The 17,124-nt window shown below is 60.3% G+C and carries 17 protein-coding genes; 9 read left to right on the plus strand and 8 right to left on the minus strand.

The genetic code is table 11. The features are described from left to right. Together VOI29_RS05975 and cueR are read left to right on the plus strand one after the other, a co-directional pair. On the plus strand, window positions 1-854 hold an 854-nt coding region (locus tag VOI29_RS05975), incomplete at its 5' end, for an HAD-IC family P-type ATPase (protein WP_323776756.1). After that, entirely contained in the window at window positions 851-1,252 is a 402-nt protein-coding gene (gene cueR, locus VOI29_RS05980; protein ID WP_323776758.1) for a Cu(I)-responsive transcriptional regulator, read from the plus strand. The genes VOI29_RS05975 and cueR, both read left to right, overlap by 4 nt. Before the next feature lie 62 nt (window positions 1,253-1,314). On the opposite strand, the gene VOI29_RS05985 is transcribed toward cueR, so the two are convergent. Genes VOI29_RS05985 through pcaC form a run of 4 tightly spaced genes read right to left on the minus strand, consistent with a single transcriptional unit; the run spans window position 1,315 to window position 3,910 of the window. Then, on the minus strand, window positions 1,315-2,145 hold the full coding sequence (locus VOI29_RS05985; protein WP_323776759.1) for a 3-keto-5-aminohexanoate cleavage protein: 831 nt from the start codon (window positions 2,143-2,145) through the stop codon (window positions 1,315-1,317). Window positions 2,146-2,157: 12 nt separating this feature from the next. Next, entirely contained in the window at window positions 2,158-2,778 is a 621-nt protein-coding gene (pcaG, locus tag VOI29_RS05990; RefSeq protein WP_323776761.1) for a protocatechuate 3,4-dioxygenase subunit alpha, read from the minus strand. Next, on the minus strand, window positions 2,778-3,515 hold the full coding sequence (pcaH, locus tag VOI29_RS05995) for a protocatechuate 3,4-dioxygenase subunit beta (protein ID WP_323776763.1): 738 nt from the start codon (window positions 3,513-3,515) through the stop codon (window positions 2,778-2,780). The genes pcaG and pcaH overlap by 1 nt, the downstream gene beginning before the upstream one ends. Next, complete coding sequence (pcaC, locus tag VOI29_RS06000) at window positions 3,512-3,910, minus strand: 4-carboxymuconolactone decarboxylase (protein WP_323776764.1); 399 nt, start codon at window positions 3,908-3,910, stop codon at window positions 3,512-3,514. Before pcaC ends, pcaH begins: the two co-directional genes overlap by 4 nt. An 88-nt stretch (window positions 3,911-3,998) precedes the next feature. Between pcaC and pcaQ the strand changes: the two genes are divergently transcribed. From pcaQ to VOI29_RS06025, 5 genes are all read left to right on the plus strand, one after another. Beyond that, window positions 3,999-4,928 (plus strand): pca operon transcription factor PcaQ, encoded by a 930-nt coding sequence (pcaQ, locus tag VOI29_RS06005; protein ID WP_323776766.1) that lies wholly within the window; start codon window positions 3,999-4,001, stop codon window positions 4,926-4,928. Between the two features lie 129 nt (window positions 4,929-5,057). Then, on the plus strand, window positions 5,058-5,969 hold the full coding sequence (locus VOI29_RS06010; protein WP_323776767.1) for an MBL fold metallo-hydrolase: 912 nt from the start codon (window positions 5,058-5,060) through the stop codon (window positions 5,967-5,969). 404 nt (window positions 5,970-6,373) lie between these two features. Beyond that, on the plus strand, window positions 6,374-8,032 hold the full coding sequence (locus VOI29_RS06015; protein ID WP_323776769.1) for a transcriptional regulator: 1,659 nt from the start codon (window positions 6,374-6,376) through the stop codon (window positions 8,030-8,032). Window positions 8,033-8,235: 203 nt separating this feature from the next. After that, on the plus strand, window positions 8,236-8,643 hold the full coding sequence (locus VOI29_RS06020; RefSeq protein ID WP_323776771.1) for a hypothetical protein: 408 nt from the start codon (window positions 8,236-8,238) through the stop codon (window positions 8,641-8,643). Window positions 8,644-8,887: 244 nt separating this feature from the next. Next, window positions 8,888-11,533 (plus strand): methyl-accepting chemotaxis protein, encoded by a 2,646-nt coding sequence (locus VOI29_RS06025; RefSeq protein WP_323776773.1) that lies wholly within the window; start codon window positions 8,888-8,890, stop codon window positions 11,531-11,533. A gap of 45 nt (window positions 11,534-11,578) precedes the next feature. Here the strand turns inward: VOI29_RS06025 and VOI29_RS06030 are convergent, their stop codons facing one another. From VOI29_RS06030 to VOI29_RS06045, 4 genes are all read right to left on the minus strand, one after another. Then, the gene (locus VOI29_RS06030) at window positions 11,579-12,514 is read right to left on the minus strand and encodes a glycosyltransferase family 2 protein (protein WP_323776775.1); all 936 of its coding nucleotides are present in this window, start codon (window positions 12,512-12,514) and stop codon (window positions 11,579-11,581) included. A 62-nt stretch (window positions 12,515-12,576) separates the two neighbouring features. Then, window positions 12,577-13,518 carry a GNAT family N-acetyltransferase gene (locus VOI29_RS06035; protein ID WP_323776776.1) on the minus strand — a complete coding sequence of 314 codons (942 nt, stop codon included), beginning with the start codon at window positions 13,516-13,518 and terminating at the stop codon, window positions 12,577-12,579. A gap of 3 nt (window positions 13,519-13,521) precedes the next feature. Beyond that, window positions 13,522-14,448, minus strand: a complete 927-nt coding sequence (locus tag VOI29_RS06040) for a hypothetical protein (protein WP_323776778.1) — start codon at window positions 14,446-14,448, stop codon at window positions 13,522-13,524. Between the two features lies 1 nt (window position 14,449). Then, entirely contained in the window at window positions 14,450-15,124 is a 675-nt protein-coding gene (locus VOI29_RS06045) for an acetyltransferase (RefSeq protein WP_323776780.1), read from the minus strand. 67 nt (window positions 15,125-15,191) lie between these two features. Between VOI29_RS06045 and VOI29_RS06050 the strand changes: the two genes are divergently transcribed. Continuing rightward, window positions 15,192-15,644 carry an FdtA/QdtA family cupin domain-containing protein gene (locus VOI29_RS06050; protein WP_323776802.1) on the plus strand — a complete coding sequence of 151 codons (453 nt, stop codon included), beginning with the start codon at window positions 15,192-15,194 and terminating at the stop codon, window positions 15,642-15,644. After that, window positions 15,641-16,738 carry a DegT/DnrJ/EryC1/StrS family aminotransferase gene (locus VOI29_RS06055; RefSeq protein WP_323776782.1) on the plus strand — a complete coding sequence of 366 codons (1,098 nt, stop codon included), beginning with the start codon at window positions 15,641-15,643 and terminating at the stop codon, window positions 16,736-16,738. The genes VOI29_RS06050 and VOI29_RS06055 overlap by 4 nt, the downstream gene beginning before the upstream one ends. The last annotated feature ends 386 nt before the right edge of the window (window positions 16,739-17,124 follow it).

Raw genomic sequence — 17,124 nt, forward strand, 5'->3', positions numbered from 1 at the left:
TGGCTGCGGCTGGGAAGGGTCTGCCACAGGCGGACGCCTTTGAGGCGATCCCGGGCTACGGCCTGCGGGCGGAAGTCGACGGGCACGCGGTGCTGGCCGGTGCTGCCCGGCTGATGGCGCGTGAGAGTATCGAACTTGGAGCGCTGGCAACAGAGGGCGAGAAACTGGCCAAACGCGGTGAAACCCCGCTTTACACTGCTATTGACGGGCGGGCCGCGGCGGTAATTGCGGTGGCGGACCCGATCAAGACGGGCACGCCAGCGGCGATCAAGGCCTTTCATGATCAGGGGCTGAAGGTAGCGATGATCACTGGCGATGCCAGGGCCACGGCGCAAGCAATTGCAACACGGCTGGGCATCGATGCGGTGAAAGCTGAATGCCTGCCTGCAGACAAGGTGGCTGCGATCCAGGAACTGCAGGCGGAGCACGGCGCGCTGGCCTTTGTCGGCGATGGCATCAATGACGCCCCGGCGCTGGCAGCAGCGGATGCGGGCATTGCCATCGGCACCGGCACCGATGTGGCGATCGAGGCGGCGGATGTGGTGCTGGTCTCGGGCGATCTGCGCGGGGTGGTGAATGCACTGACCGTCAGCCGCGCCACCATGCGCAATATCCGCCAGAACCTGGGTTGGGCCTTCGGCTATAACGTGCTGCTGATCCCGGTGGCTGCCGGGGTTCTGTACCCTCTTGGCGGGCCGCTTTTGTCACCGGCGCTGGCGGCAGGTGCAATGGCGCTGTCGAGCGTGTTTGTGCTGTCCAACGCCTTGCGATTGCGCCGCCTGAAACCCGCCATAGATGAAGACCAGGCGGAGCCAGCCTTGCTAGCTGCCGGCGGAGAGGAGGCGCGCGCATGAATATAGGAGACGTATCCAGCCGCTCGGGCCTGCCGGCCAAAACCATCCGCTATTACGAGGACATCGGCCTGATTAAGCCGCATCGCAGCGCCAATGGCTACCGTTGCTTTGCCGAGACCGACCTGCATAAACTGGCCTTTCTGGGCCGCGCGCGGGCGTTGGGGTTCACCATTGAGGACTGCCGCACCCTGATGGCGCTGTACGAGGATGAAAGCCGGGCGAGTGCAGACGTGAAACAGCTGGCATTGGAGCATCTCGCCAAGATCGAAGAAAAGATCGCCGATCTGCAGGCAATGCGGGACACATTGGGGGATCTGGTTGAATGCTGCGCGGGCGACAATCGGCCAGATTGCCCGATCCTTAAGGATTTGTCCGGCGGGGAGGGGCGTTCCGGCTAAGGCGCGGGGGGGCTGGCGGACTTGGGCGTGGCTTCGGGCCTTGCGGCCCGAAGCGGTCGGCGTCAGGCGGGCCATAGCTCCAGGATTTCGCGGGCCTGCTGCCAGGTCGCGACAGGACGCTCGTATTTCTCGCAGAGCGCGGCGGCACGTTTCACCAGTGCCGCGTTCGACGGCGCCAGCGTCTCGCGGTCCAGCCGCATGTTGTCTTCCAGCCCGGTCCGGGTATGGCCGCCAGCGGCGATCGACCACTCGTTGACCTGAATCTGCCCTGGCCCGACCCCGGCGCCGCACCACTGGGCCTCAGGTGCCAGCCGCTGCATGGTCTTGACGTAATAATCGAACACGTCCCTGTCTACCGGCATCGCATTTTTCACACCCATCACGAATTGCACATAGAGGGTGCCGGGAATACGCCCTTCGCGGTTCATTTTCACTGCCTGGTGGATGTGCGAGAGATCAAAGGCCTCGATCTCAGGCTTAACCTCATACTTGCGCATCTCACCCGCTAGCCAGTCGACCAGGTCGGGTGAATTTTCATAGACCCGCGTCGGGAAGTTGTTGGAGCCTACGGATAGCGAGGCCATATCAGGGCGCAGGCTCAGCATGCCGCCGCGTTCGCGCCCTGCACCAGAGCGCCCGCCGGTCGACAGCTGCACGATCATGCCGGGGCAATGTGTCTGCAGGCCCTCCTTCAGGCGGGCGAATTTTTCGGGGTCCGAAGTGGGCGTCTGGTCGTCATTTCGCACATGGCAGTGGGCGATGGAAGCGCCGGCCTCAAACGCCTCTTGCGTGCTCTCGATCTGCTCGGTGATGGTAACTGGCACTGCCGGGTTGTTCGCTTTGGTCGGAACCGAGCCGGTGATTGCGACGCAGATTATGCAGGGTTTGCTCATGACTGATCCCTATCAAATGTCGAAAAAGACGGTTTCATCCTGCCCCTGCAGGCGGATGTCGAACCTGTAGATGGTCTGGCCGTTCCTGATGCTGGGTTTGGCGATCAGGGTCTGTCGGCGGCGCTCCCATTCTATGATCCCCAGCACCGGGTCGGCGGCGTTGGCCTCATCCTCATCCTCGAAATAGATCCGGGTGTTCAGACCCGTGTTGATGCCGCGGGCGACGATCCACATGTTGATATGCGGCGCCATTATGTTGCCGTTGCGGCCCATCACCGGGCCGGGTTTCACGGAGTCAAATCCCCATTCGCCGGTCCCAAAGTCGGTAATGACCCGGCCCCAGCCGCGAAATCCGTCTTCCACTGCGCCGGCATGTTCCGGGTGGGCATAGATACCGTCTGCATTGGCCTGCCAGATCTCCAGCAGAGCATCCTTGACTGGTGATCCGGTGCCATCCGTCACCATGCCCTCCACGCGGATACGCTCACCCTTGGCGTTGGGGCCGGCAATGTCGCGGCCAAGCTCCTGATCGAAGATCTCAAACCCCGCTGCACCGGGAGCGAGGCCGATGTGGACGTACGGGCCCGCGGTTTGCGAGGGAGTTTCCTTTAGGTAATGCGGTTGCTGCAGCATCAGTTTCCCTCAAGCCGGTTTTCAAACAGGGTGGACCGGCGCCCGCGCAGCACGATGTCAAAGCGGTACGCCATAGTGTCAAGCGGAATGGTGGCGTTCATGTCGAGGCGCGCGATCAGCATCTCCACTGCTGCCGGGTCTGGGATTGTGTTCACAATCGGGCAGCGGGCGATCAGCGGGTCGCCCTCGAAGTAAAGCTGGGTGATCAGCCGCTGGGCAAAGCCGGTGCCGACGACCGAAACGTGTATATGCGCGGGCCGCCAGTCGTTCACCCGGTTGCGCCAGGGGTAGGCACCGGGTTTTACAGTGCGGAAATGGTAGCAGCCGTGTTCATCCGTCAGGGTCCGCCCGCAGCCGCCGAAATTTGGATCCAGCGCCCCCAGGTAGGTGTCCTTTTTGTGCCGGTAGCGGCCAGAGGCGTTGGCCTGCCAGATCTCCACCAGCGTATTCGGCACCGGACGCGCGTTTTCATCCAGCACCCTGCCATGCAGGATGATCCGCTCGCCGATCGGGCTTTCGCCGGGCTGGGCAAAGTTTGTCAGCAGATCATTGTCGGTGGCGGCGATGTCGTTGTGGCCGAACACCGGACCGGTGATTTCGCTGGCGGTGTTCTCCAGGCTGATCAGCGGATATTGCGGCGCGCGGGTGACCGAGGTCTTGTAGTCTTGCGACATTGCAGCTGGATGCCAGCGGCGGTCGCGGGAATAGAACTCCCCCTGTTCCGGTAGTGTGCTCATGCGGGGTCTCCTCCCTCGGCGGCCATTTCGGCATAGGTTTCCTTGGCCAGCTTCAGCGCGCGGTTCGCGCGCGGCACTCCGGCATATATGGCGGCATGCTGGAAGGCCTCCAGCACGTCTTCCTGACTGGCCCCGGTGCGGGCGGTTGCGCGGATGTGCATCGGAATCTCGTCGAAATTTCCGGTGGCGGCCAGCAATGCGAGTGTCAGCATAGACCGTTCCCGCAGTGAAATCCGGTCCGAGGCCCAGACCGTGCCCCAGGCAGCTTCGGTTATCAGCTCCTGAAAGGGGGCGTCCAGCGCAGTTTTGGCAGCCTCGGCGCGCGCCACATGGGCGCCGCCAAGCACCTTGCGCCTGATTTGCATGCCCTGGCTGTACCGGTTCTGCTGCTTCATCCTGTTCTCCTTGTGATGAATAAAGTATCGCATATCGGAGTTGATCTGTATAATCTTGAATAATACATGAAATCATAACCAGGCCGGTATGCTGTTATCGTCTTCATTGAAACTGCGCCATCTTGAAGTCTTCGTTGAGGTGGCCCGCAAGATGAGCGTCACCCGGGCGGCCGGGGCCTTGGGTATGACGCAACCCGCGGTGACACGGGCATTGCGCGAATTGGAAGAAGTTTGCGGCAAGCCGCTGGTCGAAAAGCATGGCCGCGGAATCCGGCTCAGCGGGTATGGCGAGCTGTTCCGGGATCATGCCGGCCGCAGCCTGGCGTTGGCGCGCGACGGGGTGGCGCTGTTGCGTGGCCTGGACGAGGCAGATGGACCGCTGGTTGCCATTGGCGCATTGCCTACCGTCGGTGCCGATCTGGTCCCGGACACGCTGGCACAACTGCGCGGATGCAGCGGTACGCCGGGGCGGTTCAGGGTGATGTCCGGTGACAACCAGTATCTGATTGATCAGCTGCGCCGGGGCGGGCTGGATCTGGTGGTTGGCAGGATGCCCGCGCCGGAAACTATGGCGGGCGTGGAATTTGACCCGCTGTACCGCGAGCGGGTGGCGGCCGTTGTCGCGCGGGACCATCCCTTGGCTGGAGCCGAGCATGTGCCGGCTTCAGCATTTGAGGACTACCCGGTGCTGATGCCGTCTGAAGGGTCGATAATCCGGCCGATGGTCGAACGGGTGTTTCTGGAGCAGGGTCTGCCACTGCCCCGGTTTCCGATCGAAACCGTCTCCTCCACTTTCGGGAGGCGCTTTGTGCTGGTGCACCGGGCGATCTGGATCATCAGCCAAGGCGTGGTGCGGCCGGAGCTGGAAGCCGGCAGCATGGCAGAGCTGCCTTTGAAAACGGACAGCACCCTTGGCCCCGTGGGGCTGTGTGTCCGGCGGGAGCACCAGCTTTCGGCCGCAGCCCAGAGGTTTTGCGCGGCCCTGCGAAGAGTCTGTACTGCGCGGGGACGGACCTAACGGCCGCTCATATCCTGGTATGACGGACACGCGGCATTGCCGTGTGTTTCCCTTATTGCCGTCAGGCTGTTATATTCATTCAACATTGTTTGTGCATTTGTTTGCACGTCGAGGCGGAAAGGAAACGGTATGGCTTTTACCAGACGCGAATTTGGCTTGTCGGCTGCAGCGGGACTGGCGGCTGCTGCTGCCCCCGGCTGGACTTCAGCGCAGATTACTTTGGGCAATAAGCGGATTGAGACGGTTTCAGACGGTTATCTTACTTTGCCGCCGGAGTTTTTGTTTGACGGGCTCGCGCCGGGTGTTCTGCAGCAAGCGCTGGAACAGTACGGGCTTCCCGCCGGGCCGCTGACGCCGGATGTGAATGTAACCTTGCTGCGCGAAAAGGACAGAGTTGTTCTGTTCGATGCGGGTGCCGGACCGGGGTTTCAGGAGAGTGCGGGAAATCTGCCCGGCGCGCTGGATGTCCTTGGTGTCAGGCCTGACGAGGTTACACATGTGGTCTTCACGCACTGCCATCCTGATCACCTGTGGGGAGTGCTGGATGATTTTGAAGACCTGCTGTTTCCTGACGCGGCCTACCTGATGGGGCAGGGGGAATGGGACTACTGGTTCGACCCGGAGACCGCAGACCGCATTAGCAGCAGCCGGGCGGCTATGGCCATTGGAGCCCGGCGCCGGATGGAACAGCTGGAAGACAAAGTGCAGCTGTTCCGGGACGGTGAGGAGATCCTGCCGGGAGTGGCCGCTGTGGCTACACCAGGCCACACACCGGGGCATATGTCTTTTGAAGTCCGCGATGGCAGCAACGGTGTTTTGGTATTAGGAGACGCGGTGGGCAATCATCATGTGAGCTTTGCTGAGCCTGGCAGACCGGTTGGTGCTGACCAGGAACCGCAAAAGGCTGCTGCGGCACGGATGCGCCTGCTGGACCAGCTTGCCACCGAACAAATGCAGCTGATCGGCTATCATCTGCCCGGTGGCGGTATTGGCCGGGCAGAACGCATCGGCAGCGGCTACCGCTTTGTGCCAGCGGCCTGAGAGCCAGAATCAGAACAACACTGGCCGAGGGCCGAAGATTTGGGTTTTGATGCGGGCAGGAAGCCTCGATAGATTTTCTTGGCGGCAAAAGATGGCCCAGCATTTCTTGAATGGATTAAATATTGCAGTTTAAGATTGTTGATTTGCATCCCCTGGGTGATCAGGGCCGTCTGCTGCGGGGAGTCTGTGAAATTACATTAAATCGAGCTGCTTCAAACGGCTATTTCTCTGTGTGTTATTATGCGGGGCATGATGTAAACCTCAGTTGTCATCGGTGGCTGCCAGGGGTGGGCGTGGGGTAAATTTTTAAAAAAATGCAATCAGCAATTGCAAAGATAATTTGTATAATGCAATATGACGCTACTTTAATTGTGCGTGCGATGTGTATTTTGTGGAGTCAACGGATGACTGTTCTTCTGAGGATATGCCGGTTCGGCGCATTCGGCGTCTTTCACGCAGGTGGAGCTAATGTTCAGCTTGGCGCGAAACATCAGGCTCTGCTGGCGCTTTTGTCCACTGCTGACGGCGGGATCCGCACGCGGGCGTTTCTGGAGAAGACGTTGTGGTGTCTGGCGCAGCCCGAGCAGGCAAAGGCAAGCCTGCGAACTGCCCTGTCGACGCTGCGCCGGCATCTGGGGCCCGAAGCAGCCAAACTGCTGTTTGCAAACCGGGAACGGATCATCCTCGACCTGACCCGGGTGGAGCTCGACAGCTGCGCGGGCAATGCGGTTTTCATGGAAGGGTTCGAGCTGCCTTATGAGACCGCTTTTAATGCTTGGTTGAGCGAAATCCGGGCGGAATTCACCCGCGGAGCGACCCGGTCCGGACCGCAGGCGGGAACATCGCCAGGCCGTCTTATCATGGATGGCCTGTTGCCTTCGATTGCGGTGCTGCCCTTCGTGCATCGTGCTCCGGGCGAGGCCTCTGTGCCGCTGGGATCGCTGATGTCTGAAGAATTGTCGCGGTATCTATCGCGCAGCTGGGCGTTCACTGTCACCTCATATCTGGCATCGCGTCAATTTGATCCGGAAACGGTGCGTCCGGCCGAAGTGTCCTCTGTCGCGGGGGTCGATTACTTGGTGTCGGGCACAGTCAGCTGCGACGGAAACCGGTTCCGGGCTGAGATTGATCTGCATGATACATTCCGCGAAAAAGTGATCTGGTCGCGCAGTTTCGAGGGCAGCAAGGGCAACCTGCTGAGGGGCCGCAGTGCGGTGCTGCGCAATGCCACTCAGCAAATCGGGCAAACCGCCGCGGGCGAAGCTGTCCGGCTGGCGGGCTTCAAGCCGCTGTCCACCCTGGAAAGCCATACTCTGCTGATGGCGGCGATTTCACTGATGCAGGAAATGGACACGCGCAAATTCCAGCAAGCGCACGAGATCCTGTCGCATCTGCTTGAACGGGAGCCAAAGCATGCGCTGCCGCTGACTTGGATGGGATTCTGGCATGTGATGCGGGTTGAAAAGGGCTTGTCTCCGAACCGTGGAGAGGACAGCCGTTTGGCCAGTCGGATGGCAGAGGCCGCCATCGAGGCTGCACCGGGCTTCTCATTGGCTCATACCCTCAAAGGGCTTATCTCCAGCCATCTGACGTTCCGCTTCGATCTGGCACAAGACGCCTATGACCTGGCATTGCGCGACAATCCGAACGAAGCGCTGGCGCTGCTGCTGAAAGGAGCGACACTGGCGTATCAGGACATGCCGGATGAGGCGGTGCAAATGACCGACGCGGCCCGGCGGCTGACCCCCTTAGGGCCGCAGCGGTATTATTTTGACGCGCTTTCGGCGCTGGCGTACTTGTCCGCCCGCAATTTTGGCCGCGCAATTGAGCTTTCTGAGCGGTCACTGGAAGCAAAGGGAGCCTTTCCAGTGCCGCTTCGTTCCAAGGCGATCGCCCTGCAAATGTCCGGTCGGGGCGCGGAAGCCCGAAGCACAGTCAAAAAGCTGCTTGAGGCGGCGCCGGAGTTCTGTCTGTCGCAGTTCCAGCGCGACAATCCTGCGGCGATGAGCCCGGCGGGACAGGAATGGGCTTCCGCCTTGCGCCAAGCGGGGGTGCCGGAATAGGCTGGCCAGACGGTTATGCAAAAACCGCTGTGACGCAGTGAAACCTGTATTTCAATAGTAGCTTTTGCAGGGGGCGGGGGTGCGTGCCAGGTCTTGCAGTAACCAGCATCAAATCGGTCAGTTTGGCCCTGAACCAAGGTCTAGGAGGCGGAGTGCCTGAGGAACTGTCTTTCGAACGTCGGTTTTCGGAATACGGCCGGGGTGTGCGGCCCGAGGAGCGGACGCAAGAGATCCTGAATGTTGTTGAGGATTTCATGCATCGCTGGGGGTATTCAGTGCAAAACCTTATAGGTGCCGAACTTACGGTCGAGCATCTGGGCGGCGCGCCAAGCGACGTGCCGGATCTGATCTTCAAAATGGCTGCGCTGGACTATTTCGAAATTGTCATTCGCAGCAGTGGCGGCGCCGTCAGTTATGGCGGCTGGTTGACAGGCACCTTGCCAGTTACTGTTTCCGGCCAGCAGGTGAATGGCCGTCCGGTGCTGCTGACCACCGGCCGCGATGGCGGGCAGATCCGGCATGTCTTCGATCCGCTTTCCGGTTACAGACCTGTTACCGAAACCATAAATTTGCCCCTGCACGCGGCGCGCCGTCTCTCCGGCGAAACCTGAACGGTGGTGCTGAACCGGCGTTTCCAGCAGGTCACGCTCACAGCCAGTCGGTAAAATCTAACTGATATTACGATTGCCGCTCATGTTTTTTTTACGTTCTTGCGTCGATTTTACTTAGGAGACGCAGGCAGCTGTGCGGCAGCGGTCCTGCACCATTGAATGCCTGGCCTGCCGATGGCGACGGCGGGGCCGGAAGCTCGTCCGGTCTTGGCAAAGAATATGGGCGGATGCCATGGATGATACTATGACTTCAAAGAAAAAACTTCCCGCCAAGCGCGGTTTCCGTTTGTTTTCAAGCCTCGGCGCAAAAATCACGCTGATCCTGATGGCGATGGGGGCTGCACTAGCTGTCGGCGGCATCCTGGTCACTCTGGTTTTCTCCCAAGCCGGCCGCCAGATGGAGGTTTTGACGGAACAGAAAGTGCCCCTGCTGGAGCTGAGCGGCCACCTTATCAAGGCGGGAAGCCGGGCAAAGGATGCCATGATCACGGTGTTGCAAGCTGGATCAGTTGAAGAACTTGCTCAAGCCGAGAAGGAAGCGGCTGCCGCGATTTCACATCTGGAAAACAGCTTGGAAGAACTGCCTGCGGCAAAGCGGACTCAGTTTGAATCGGAGGCTGCTGCGGCCTCGGAAATGCTCAATGATCTGATCACGGCCCGCAAAGGCGCCTTCCGCAACCAGGCCTGGATCGACTCCCAGACCGCCAGCCTGCAGGCCCTCAGTCAAACGGTGCAGGAGAAGCTTGTCGAGGTCGCATCAAAGGCCAGCGACAGTTTGATGGTCGGCGGAGAAGACACCATTGGGCAAGTTGATAAGGTGCTTAAAAATCTCGTTGAGCAACAATTCGGCAGTCTGCAAGCGCTTTTGGAGGCTCGCGCTGATATCAGTGTCTTGTCCGGTGCGGCCTTGGCCTTGGGCCATGTGCGCGACGTTCCGACCAAGCGGGCGCTCAAAAAGATGGCCAATGACGCTTTGAGCCGGCTGGAGCCGGTCATGGGGCGGCTGGAAGATTTGGGCCTGGACACATTCAGGGCCAAGAAGGTCCGTGCCGGTGTGGAACTGTTCCGCTATACACTCACCGCCAGCCGCAAGGAGCTGAAAGACAGCCGTAAGGCTGTGCTGAGTGCTCGCAACGCCAGCGTACGCCCGCTGACCCAGGCAATGGAGCGCATGGTGTTCACCCTTTCTGTTGCAGCAACCCAGGCGAGTTCTGACAATCGGACGGCCATTCAGGGACTGTTGGATAACGAGGTCGGCGTGCTGCAGCGGCTGCTGGAAATCAACGGCTGGATCAGTGCCTTTCAGGTCGCGGCACTGGATGTGGCCGCTGCGCATGATATCGGTTCTGCCAACGCAGCTGCAGCTCCGCTGCAGGAAGCCTCCAAGGCGCTTCAGGGCTATGCCGCTTTCAACGATGGGGTCTTTGCGCAGGAGCTTGAAGAATTGGTTGCTCTTGCTGGTTCTTCCGAGGGGCTGCCGGTCTTTAAAGTGGCGTCACTGGAGGCTACTGCGGCGGCGGCGGCGGCGGCGCAGGCAACGGTGAATGCAGTGTTGGAATTTGCGCATCGTGCAACCAGTCTGGGGGCCGAAAGCCAGCTGGAGATTGCATCCATTGCGGACGGTCTTGCGAATGAGGTGGGAGCGGCGCAGCGCCAACTGCAGATTCTGGCGGTTGTGGCTGCAGCAGTGTTCGTTGCGTCCCTGGTTCTGACCCGGATTTTTGTCCTGCGCCCTCTGGCAAATATCAGCGCCACCACCGAGCGGCTGGCTGCTGGCAACCTGCGCCCTGTGGCGGGGTATGAGCGGTCGAGTGACGAAATCTTCCGGATTGCCACAGCGCTGTCGGTGTTCCGCGACGGGCTGGTGGAGAAGGCAGAGGTCGAGGCTGCCGCGGAGGAAGAGCGTAATGCCCGCCTGGCAGAGCAGACGGCGGCGGTCGCGGCCATTGGCGCGGGGCTGGAGCAGCTGTCGCAAGGCGATCTGACAGCCCGGATCCAGTGCGAAATGGGCGAGGGCTATGCGAAGCTGCGAGATGATTTCAATGCCGCGCTGGAAAAACTGGAGGTGTCGGTGAGCAGCCTCGGCGCAAGCGGCCAGTCGATTGCCGGCGGCAGCACTGAAATCTCCTTGGCCTCCCGCGATCTGTCCGAACGGTCGGAGCATACTGCGCAGACGCTGGCCGGCACAGCCGCTGCTGTGAACCAGCTCTCGGTTTCCATCACCGGCACCGCCCAGGCTTCGAGCGAGGCGTCAGCCTCTGTTGAAGCGGCGCGCGAGAATGCCAGCGCCAGCATTGAGGTGGTGAAGCGGACCTACGGCGCGATGGAAGCAATCAAGGAAAGCTCGGAGAAAATCTCGCAGATCATCGGCATGATCGAGGCGATTGCCCAGCAAACCAATCTTCTGGCGTTGAACGCCGGGGTTGAGGCCGCACGTGCGGGCACTGTTGGCAAGGGCTTTGCTGTGGTCGCCTCAGAAGTGCGAACCTTGGCGCACCGGTCGAAAGAAGCCGCGACTGAAATCTCTGCTTTGGTGGATGAGGCCGGCAAGAATGTTGAACTCGGTGCGGATCTGGTGGAACAGACCCGCACGGCAATTGGTGAAATTTCCACCTCTGTCGCGGCTGCAGCGGATCTGATGAAGACCATTTCCCAGGCTTCTTCCGAACAATCCGGCAGCCTGCAGGAGATCAATTCGGCTATGTCCAATCTTGACGACGCCACCACCCGCAATGCTGCCCTGTTCGAAGAGGTCACCTCCTCAAGCCTGGGTCTGTCGAAAGAGGCACAGGCCATGGCCGGAGCCATCAGCGCCTTCAGGACAAATTCAGATTCCGGGTCTGTTTCAGACGGTCTGGATCAGGAAGCCTCCTGGAGGCTGCAGGCCTGACTATCTGCAGCCCGCAGGCTGGACCTGCGCATTGGTTCTGCTCCGTCACCTGTTGCGCAGCCTGCGCATGCCTTCGCTGGCGATGCCCTGCAGCTTGGCCCCCCAGCCATAGTCCTGGCTGGCCAGAACGGCGCTGATACCGTCATAGAAATCCAGTCGTGCGCCGGTCTTCCCGGCGGCTTGCGTCATCTTCCTGACAACCGGCGAATTTTTCGCCAGGCCAAATGTTTTGGCATCCGCAAGGCGCTGCTCCAGGACGGCCAGTTGCCCTTTCAGCATCCGTGTTCTGCGGTCCTGATTGGACAGAGTGCTGATCTTCTTCGTCAGCTGGGCTGAGATGCCGACATCTTCCTTGTAGATCACCAGCTTCTCGGGAATGTAGTGCAGGCCGTCCTCCAGCAGGGCGCGGAAGCCGAGGATCAGATCCTCATAGGCGCTGTCCTTGGGGAAGCCGCCATATTTGCGATAGAGGTCCTTGTGCCAAGCAGCAGTTGCGCCCAAGTAGAGCGAAAACGCAGTGGCCGCATCCTCGGTGCGGAAGTCCTTGTAGAACAGGGCACGGCGGTAGGCGTCCTCGCCGGGCTCTCCGTTCGGGCCGACGGTTTCCGCATCTGAATAGAGCAGTTTGGCGCCGGTTTTCCGGTGGCTGTCGATAACCCGCTGGGCCCGGTTGGGTGCGTTGCGGTCGTCACCGGCGGTCCAGATCATCAGGTCGGCGGTGGCAAGGTCGATGGCATGTTCGATATGGCGGTTTACGCCCATATTGGTTTCGTTGCGCCGGGCCACGATCCGGTGCGGACCGGAATAGGTTCCGGTAAGCTGCTTGATCTTTTCAAACGTCCCGTCTGGAGAGGCATCATCCGAGATGATGATCTCAATCGCTTCGCAATTCTGGTCCAGCAAAGACTTCACTGACGCGGCAATAGTGTCTTCCTGGCAATAGGACAGCAGGATGAAACTGGCGGCGGGTTCATGAGTCATTGGATGTCCTTTTATTCGGCCGGCCGCATCCTCGGGCGGCGATCCGGACGGCAGAAAATTTGTCAGGTGAGCTGCCAGCGGTACTGCTGATACACCGTGCTACGGGCGCCGAACATCTCTTTCTGCTTGGCTAGGCCCGTGTTCAATGTCCGTCCCTGATCGGTGGTTGAAATGCCAAAGTCGAGCCATGCACTGCCGGCAAAGACGGTGTCCAGCAGGTGGTGAACGATCAAGTCGACGCCACCTTTCAAGCGGCCCTGTTCCGACGCGGCAATATACTGAACATGCACAGTCCGGCCGCAATCAAAAACCACCACGGCGGCGATCATTCGATCTTTGTCAAAGGCACCGAACATCCGGATCTGGTCAGGAAAACGACCCGCAAGCAGTCGGATCTCCGTCTCGCTATGCACTGGCCGCGCGTTGTGGCGGTCGCCCAAAACCTGGGTCAGCAGAGTCCAGCAGGCGCTCCAATCAATACTTTCACGGATTTCCAACCCGGCCTTGCGCGCCTTGCGCAGCCCGTCCTTCTTACCGCTGCCAAAGGGCAGGCGGCGGGGTACTGCGATGGTGGCTGACACATCGATGCGTACAGCCTGGGCTCCGTGCCGGAACAGCGCATAGATGTCTTCGTCGGCGGGCTGGCTGTGGTAGATATAGGGGATCGCCTTGTAATTGACTCCGGTGAACCCGGCGGCGCGCAGATAGGCGCCCAGTGCGTCGAACACCGCAAGCATGCGTTCAGCACTCATCTTCGCACCGGAGACCACCCCGCCATAGGTCAACCCGCCGTGGGAGTTCAGCACGCTGCCATCGGCATTTGCGGGCATCACGGCCAGCAGCTTACCGTCTTCATGGATCATCAGCGAATGATCCTGAAACCGGTCGGCGTGGTAGTCCATGAACTCGCGCTGAAGCAGGAAGGTGCCGTTTTTCGACGCCTTCAGGAAGTCGTCCCACTGGCTGGCGTTTTCCGCTGCATAGCGCTGAACCTCGATTGCCACGGCTCAATCCTCAAGGACGGCGACGCCCACACCGGTGGCGCCCATGTTATTGCCGTTGTAGAACAAGTAGCTCCGGCCCTGCTCCGTATCGATCCGCGCCGGGTAGCAGACCATCTCGCCGTCCCAGGCACCGGCGCCTCCGCGGGGCAGTTCCTCGTCACCGGTGCGGCTGAAATTCACCCCGTCAGGCGAGGTGAAGCGGAAGCTGGCGTATTGTTTGGCCAGGGTATCGGAGGTCGCCCGCAGCTCCCAGGATCCATCCGGCATCTGGTTCGCCCGCGGGCGGCCGATCCGGTATTCTTGCGGGGCAGGGGCGATGATCCGCTGCGCGGTGGCATTGTCAAAGCGCACACCGTCCTCGCTGGTCAGCGTCCAGCAGTCATATTGCGGGAACAGCCGCCCGCCAATGTCCTGCCAGCCGAAACCGCGGGAGATCCAGGCCCGGTAGGTGCCGTCAGGTCGCACCGCAATGGAGTGCAGGGCACCGATAAAGGCACCTTCGGGGCAGCGGTCGATAACCGGCGTCTGCTGCACCCGCTCAAAACTATTGCCCCGGTCGCGGCTCACGGCCAGACCGCTGAAGGCCAGGAACTTGGCTTTTTCCACCAGCTGAAAGCCGACATAGTACAGCCGCAGCTCATTCTCTGCGACCTCCAGGACATCGCCTAGGATCATGCCGTTGTCATCGAACATGCCCGGCGTTCCCAATCCGATCGCGGGCTGGTCGGAAACAGCCTTGACCTGCAGCGGGTCGGAGGCATCGACGTCGACCCAGCCGATCCGGCTGATCCCATGATTGTCACGCATTCCACCAAACAGGCGGATGGTGTCTTCGTCCCGCTGCCAGGGGCAAGGTGTCATAAAGGAATGCCTGGCCCAGTCCAGGTTTCCATCCGGGGCAAATACCAGCCCTTTCTTGACCCAGCCCATTTTACTGTTTGATCCGGAAATAGCGGTAGGAGGAGACTTTGGCAGGCTCCGCCGGGTTGCCGTTCAGGATCTGGCCCGGGGTGTCAAAGCTCTTGTTCACGGCTGCTGCCATGCCGACAAAGCAGTCCTCGCCGATTTTCACATTGTCGGCAAAGGTCGCATTGACCCCGACAAAGCTGCGTGCACCGATATCGCAGTAGCCCGAGACCACCACATGCGATGCCAGGAAACAGTGCTCGCGGATCCGGGTCTGATGGCCGATATGGTTGCCCGACCACAGCACGCAGCCGCTTTCAATCGTGACCCCGTGCTGCACCACGTTGTTCTCAAAAATGAAAATATTGTCGCCCAGCTCTGCCGTGCGCCAAACCATGGCATGGGGGCTGATGAAACTGGCTAGCGTGTAGCCCTTGCTGCGGGCAATTTCGATCAGCCGTGCGCGGATCCGGTTCAGTTTGGTCGAAGTCACGGCCACATGCGCCTCAACCTCAGAAGCGGGGAACACGGTTTCCACTGTTTCCAGCGCCACCACGGGCAGGCCGAATTTTTCTTCCTCGGTCAGAAACTCTGCCTCCACCGCAAAACCCGCGACCTCATAGTCGCTGTCGACGGTGAAATACTCGTAGGCGATGTCGGCGAATTCACCTGCACCGATGATCAGTAGCTTTTTGCTCATGGGAGGGACGTTGTCCTTGATTGAGGCGGCCCTGGCGGCCGGCGCTGCTTGCTGGTCCGGTTCAGATATGCATATACACAAGGGACATTCAAATGCGAAGGCGGTTTCCGTGCCTCTGACTGACTGCAAAATCATTGACTTGCCCAAGATAACAGACGTGCGGGGCAACCTGACTTTTGTCGAAGGCGGCAACCATATTCCCTTTGATATCAAGCGGGTGTACTATCTCTACGATGTGCCGGGCGGGGCTGACAGGGGCGAGCACGCGCACAAGGCGCTGCATCAGTTTATTATCTGCATGTCGGGCAGCTTCGATATCCTGCTGGATGACGGCTTCGCGACCAAGCGTTTCCATCTGAACCGCTCCTATTATGGGCTGTATGTCTGCCCGATGATGTGGCGCTATCTGGACAACTTCTCTTCGGGGGCGGTCTGCATGGTGCTGACATCCGAAGTTTATGACGAAGCGGACTACATCCGCGATTATGATCAATTCAAAGCTGCAGCAGGTGCTGCATGAGGGTTCCGTTCCTTGATATCGTCGGCGCCCATGCCGAAATTCAGGACCGGCTGGAGGCAGCTGTGCTGCGGGTTGCGCGGTCCGGGCATTTCATCCTGGGTCCTGAGGTTGAAGCGTTTGAGGCCGGATTCGCCCGCTACACCGGTGCTCCTCACTGCCTAGGCACTGGCAATGGGCTGGACGCGCTGATCCTGGCGTTGAAGGCAATGGAAATCGGTCCGGGAGACGAGGTCATCGTGCCCGCAAATACCTATATCGCAACCTGGCTGGCAGTCAGCTATTGCGGTGCAACCATCGTTCCGGTGGAGCCGCTGGAGGCCACCCACAATGTCGACCCGGATGCGGTGGCCGCCGCCATAACGCCCCGCACCAAGGCCATCATTCCGGTCCACCTATATGGCCAGCCTGCTGACATGGATCCGCTGATAGAACTGGCCGGGCAGCACGGGTTGCACCTGCTGGAAGACGCTGCCCAAGCGCATGGTGCCATATACAAAGGCAAGCGGATCGGCAGCTTTGGCGAGGCTGCTTGCTGGAGCTTTTACCCGGGTAAGAATCTGGGTGCATTGGGCGATGGCGGCGGATTCACCAGCACCTCGCCGGAGCTGGCGGCGCGGGTCTCGATGCTGCGGAACTATGGCTCGGCGGTTAAATACGAGCATGAATTGTCTGGTCAGAACAGCCGCCTGGACCCGATCCAGGCGGCTGCACTGCAGGTGAAACTGCAAGTGCTCGATGCCTGGAATGCCCGCCGCCAAGCAATTGCCGCCCGTTATCTGGACGCGCTGTCCGCATCCGGCCTGGTGCTGCCGGTGGTGCCGAAATGGGCGAACCCGGTCTGGCATCTCTTTGTTGTGCGCCATCCGGACCGGGATGCTTTCCGTGCCCGGCTGGAAGGGGCTGGGGTCGGCACCGTCATCCACTACCCCAAACCGCCGCATCTGCAGAACGCCTATGCCGGGCTTGGCTATACCAAGGGAGCGTTCCCTGTTTCCGAAGCGCTGGCTGCGGAAGTGATCAGCCTGCCGATTGGGCCTGCTCAGACTGACGCACAAACCGCATATGTAATCGAGCAAGTGCTGAAACTGGGATGACCGGCCCGTGCCCGTATTGCCGATGTCCAGCCTTTCGGGTCTGCAAGTGTGCTCTGACTGGGGCGGGGGTGCGGGCCATTGCATCAAGGGGCAGCCGAATTTGCCCATTGCGAAACCGCGGGAGGACTTGGTGATTTCCGAGGCTGCGCATAGCGGTAAGTGTTGCATCTGCCCCCCTAAACACCCCCTAAACCTGCTTGCACTGTGAATGGTATTCAGGCCCCGGCAACTAGCAGGAGGTCCGCATGTCGGCGACCAGGTCTGGGGGTTCAAAATTCGCAAGCCGGCGTCTGGGAAGAACATCTGGCACAACGAGTTGAAATGGGAAGCCACACGACGCATTCGGGAAGAAGGCCAGTCACCCGGAGATATCGCAGCGGGGCTTG

Origin of the sequence: Leisingera sp. (genome assembly GCF_034669605.1) — a bacterium.
Taxonomy (GTDB): domain Bacteria; phylum Pseudomonadota; class Alphaproteobacteria; order Rhodobacterales; family Rhodobacteraceae; genus Leisingera.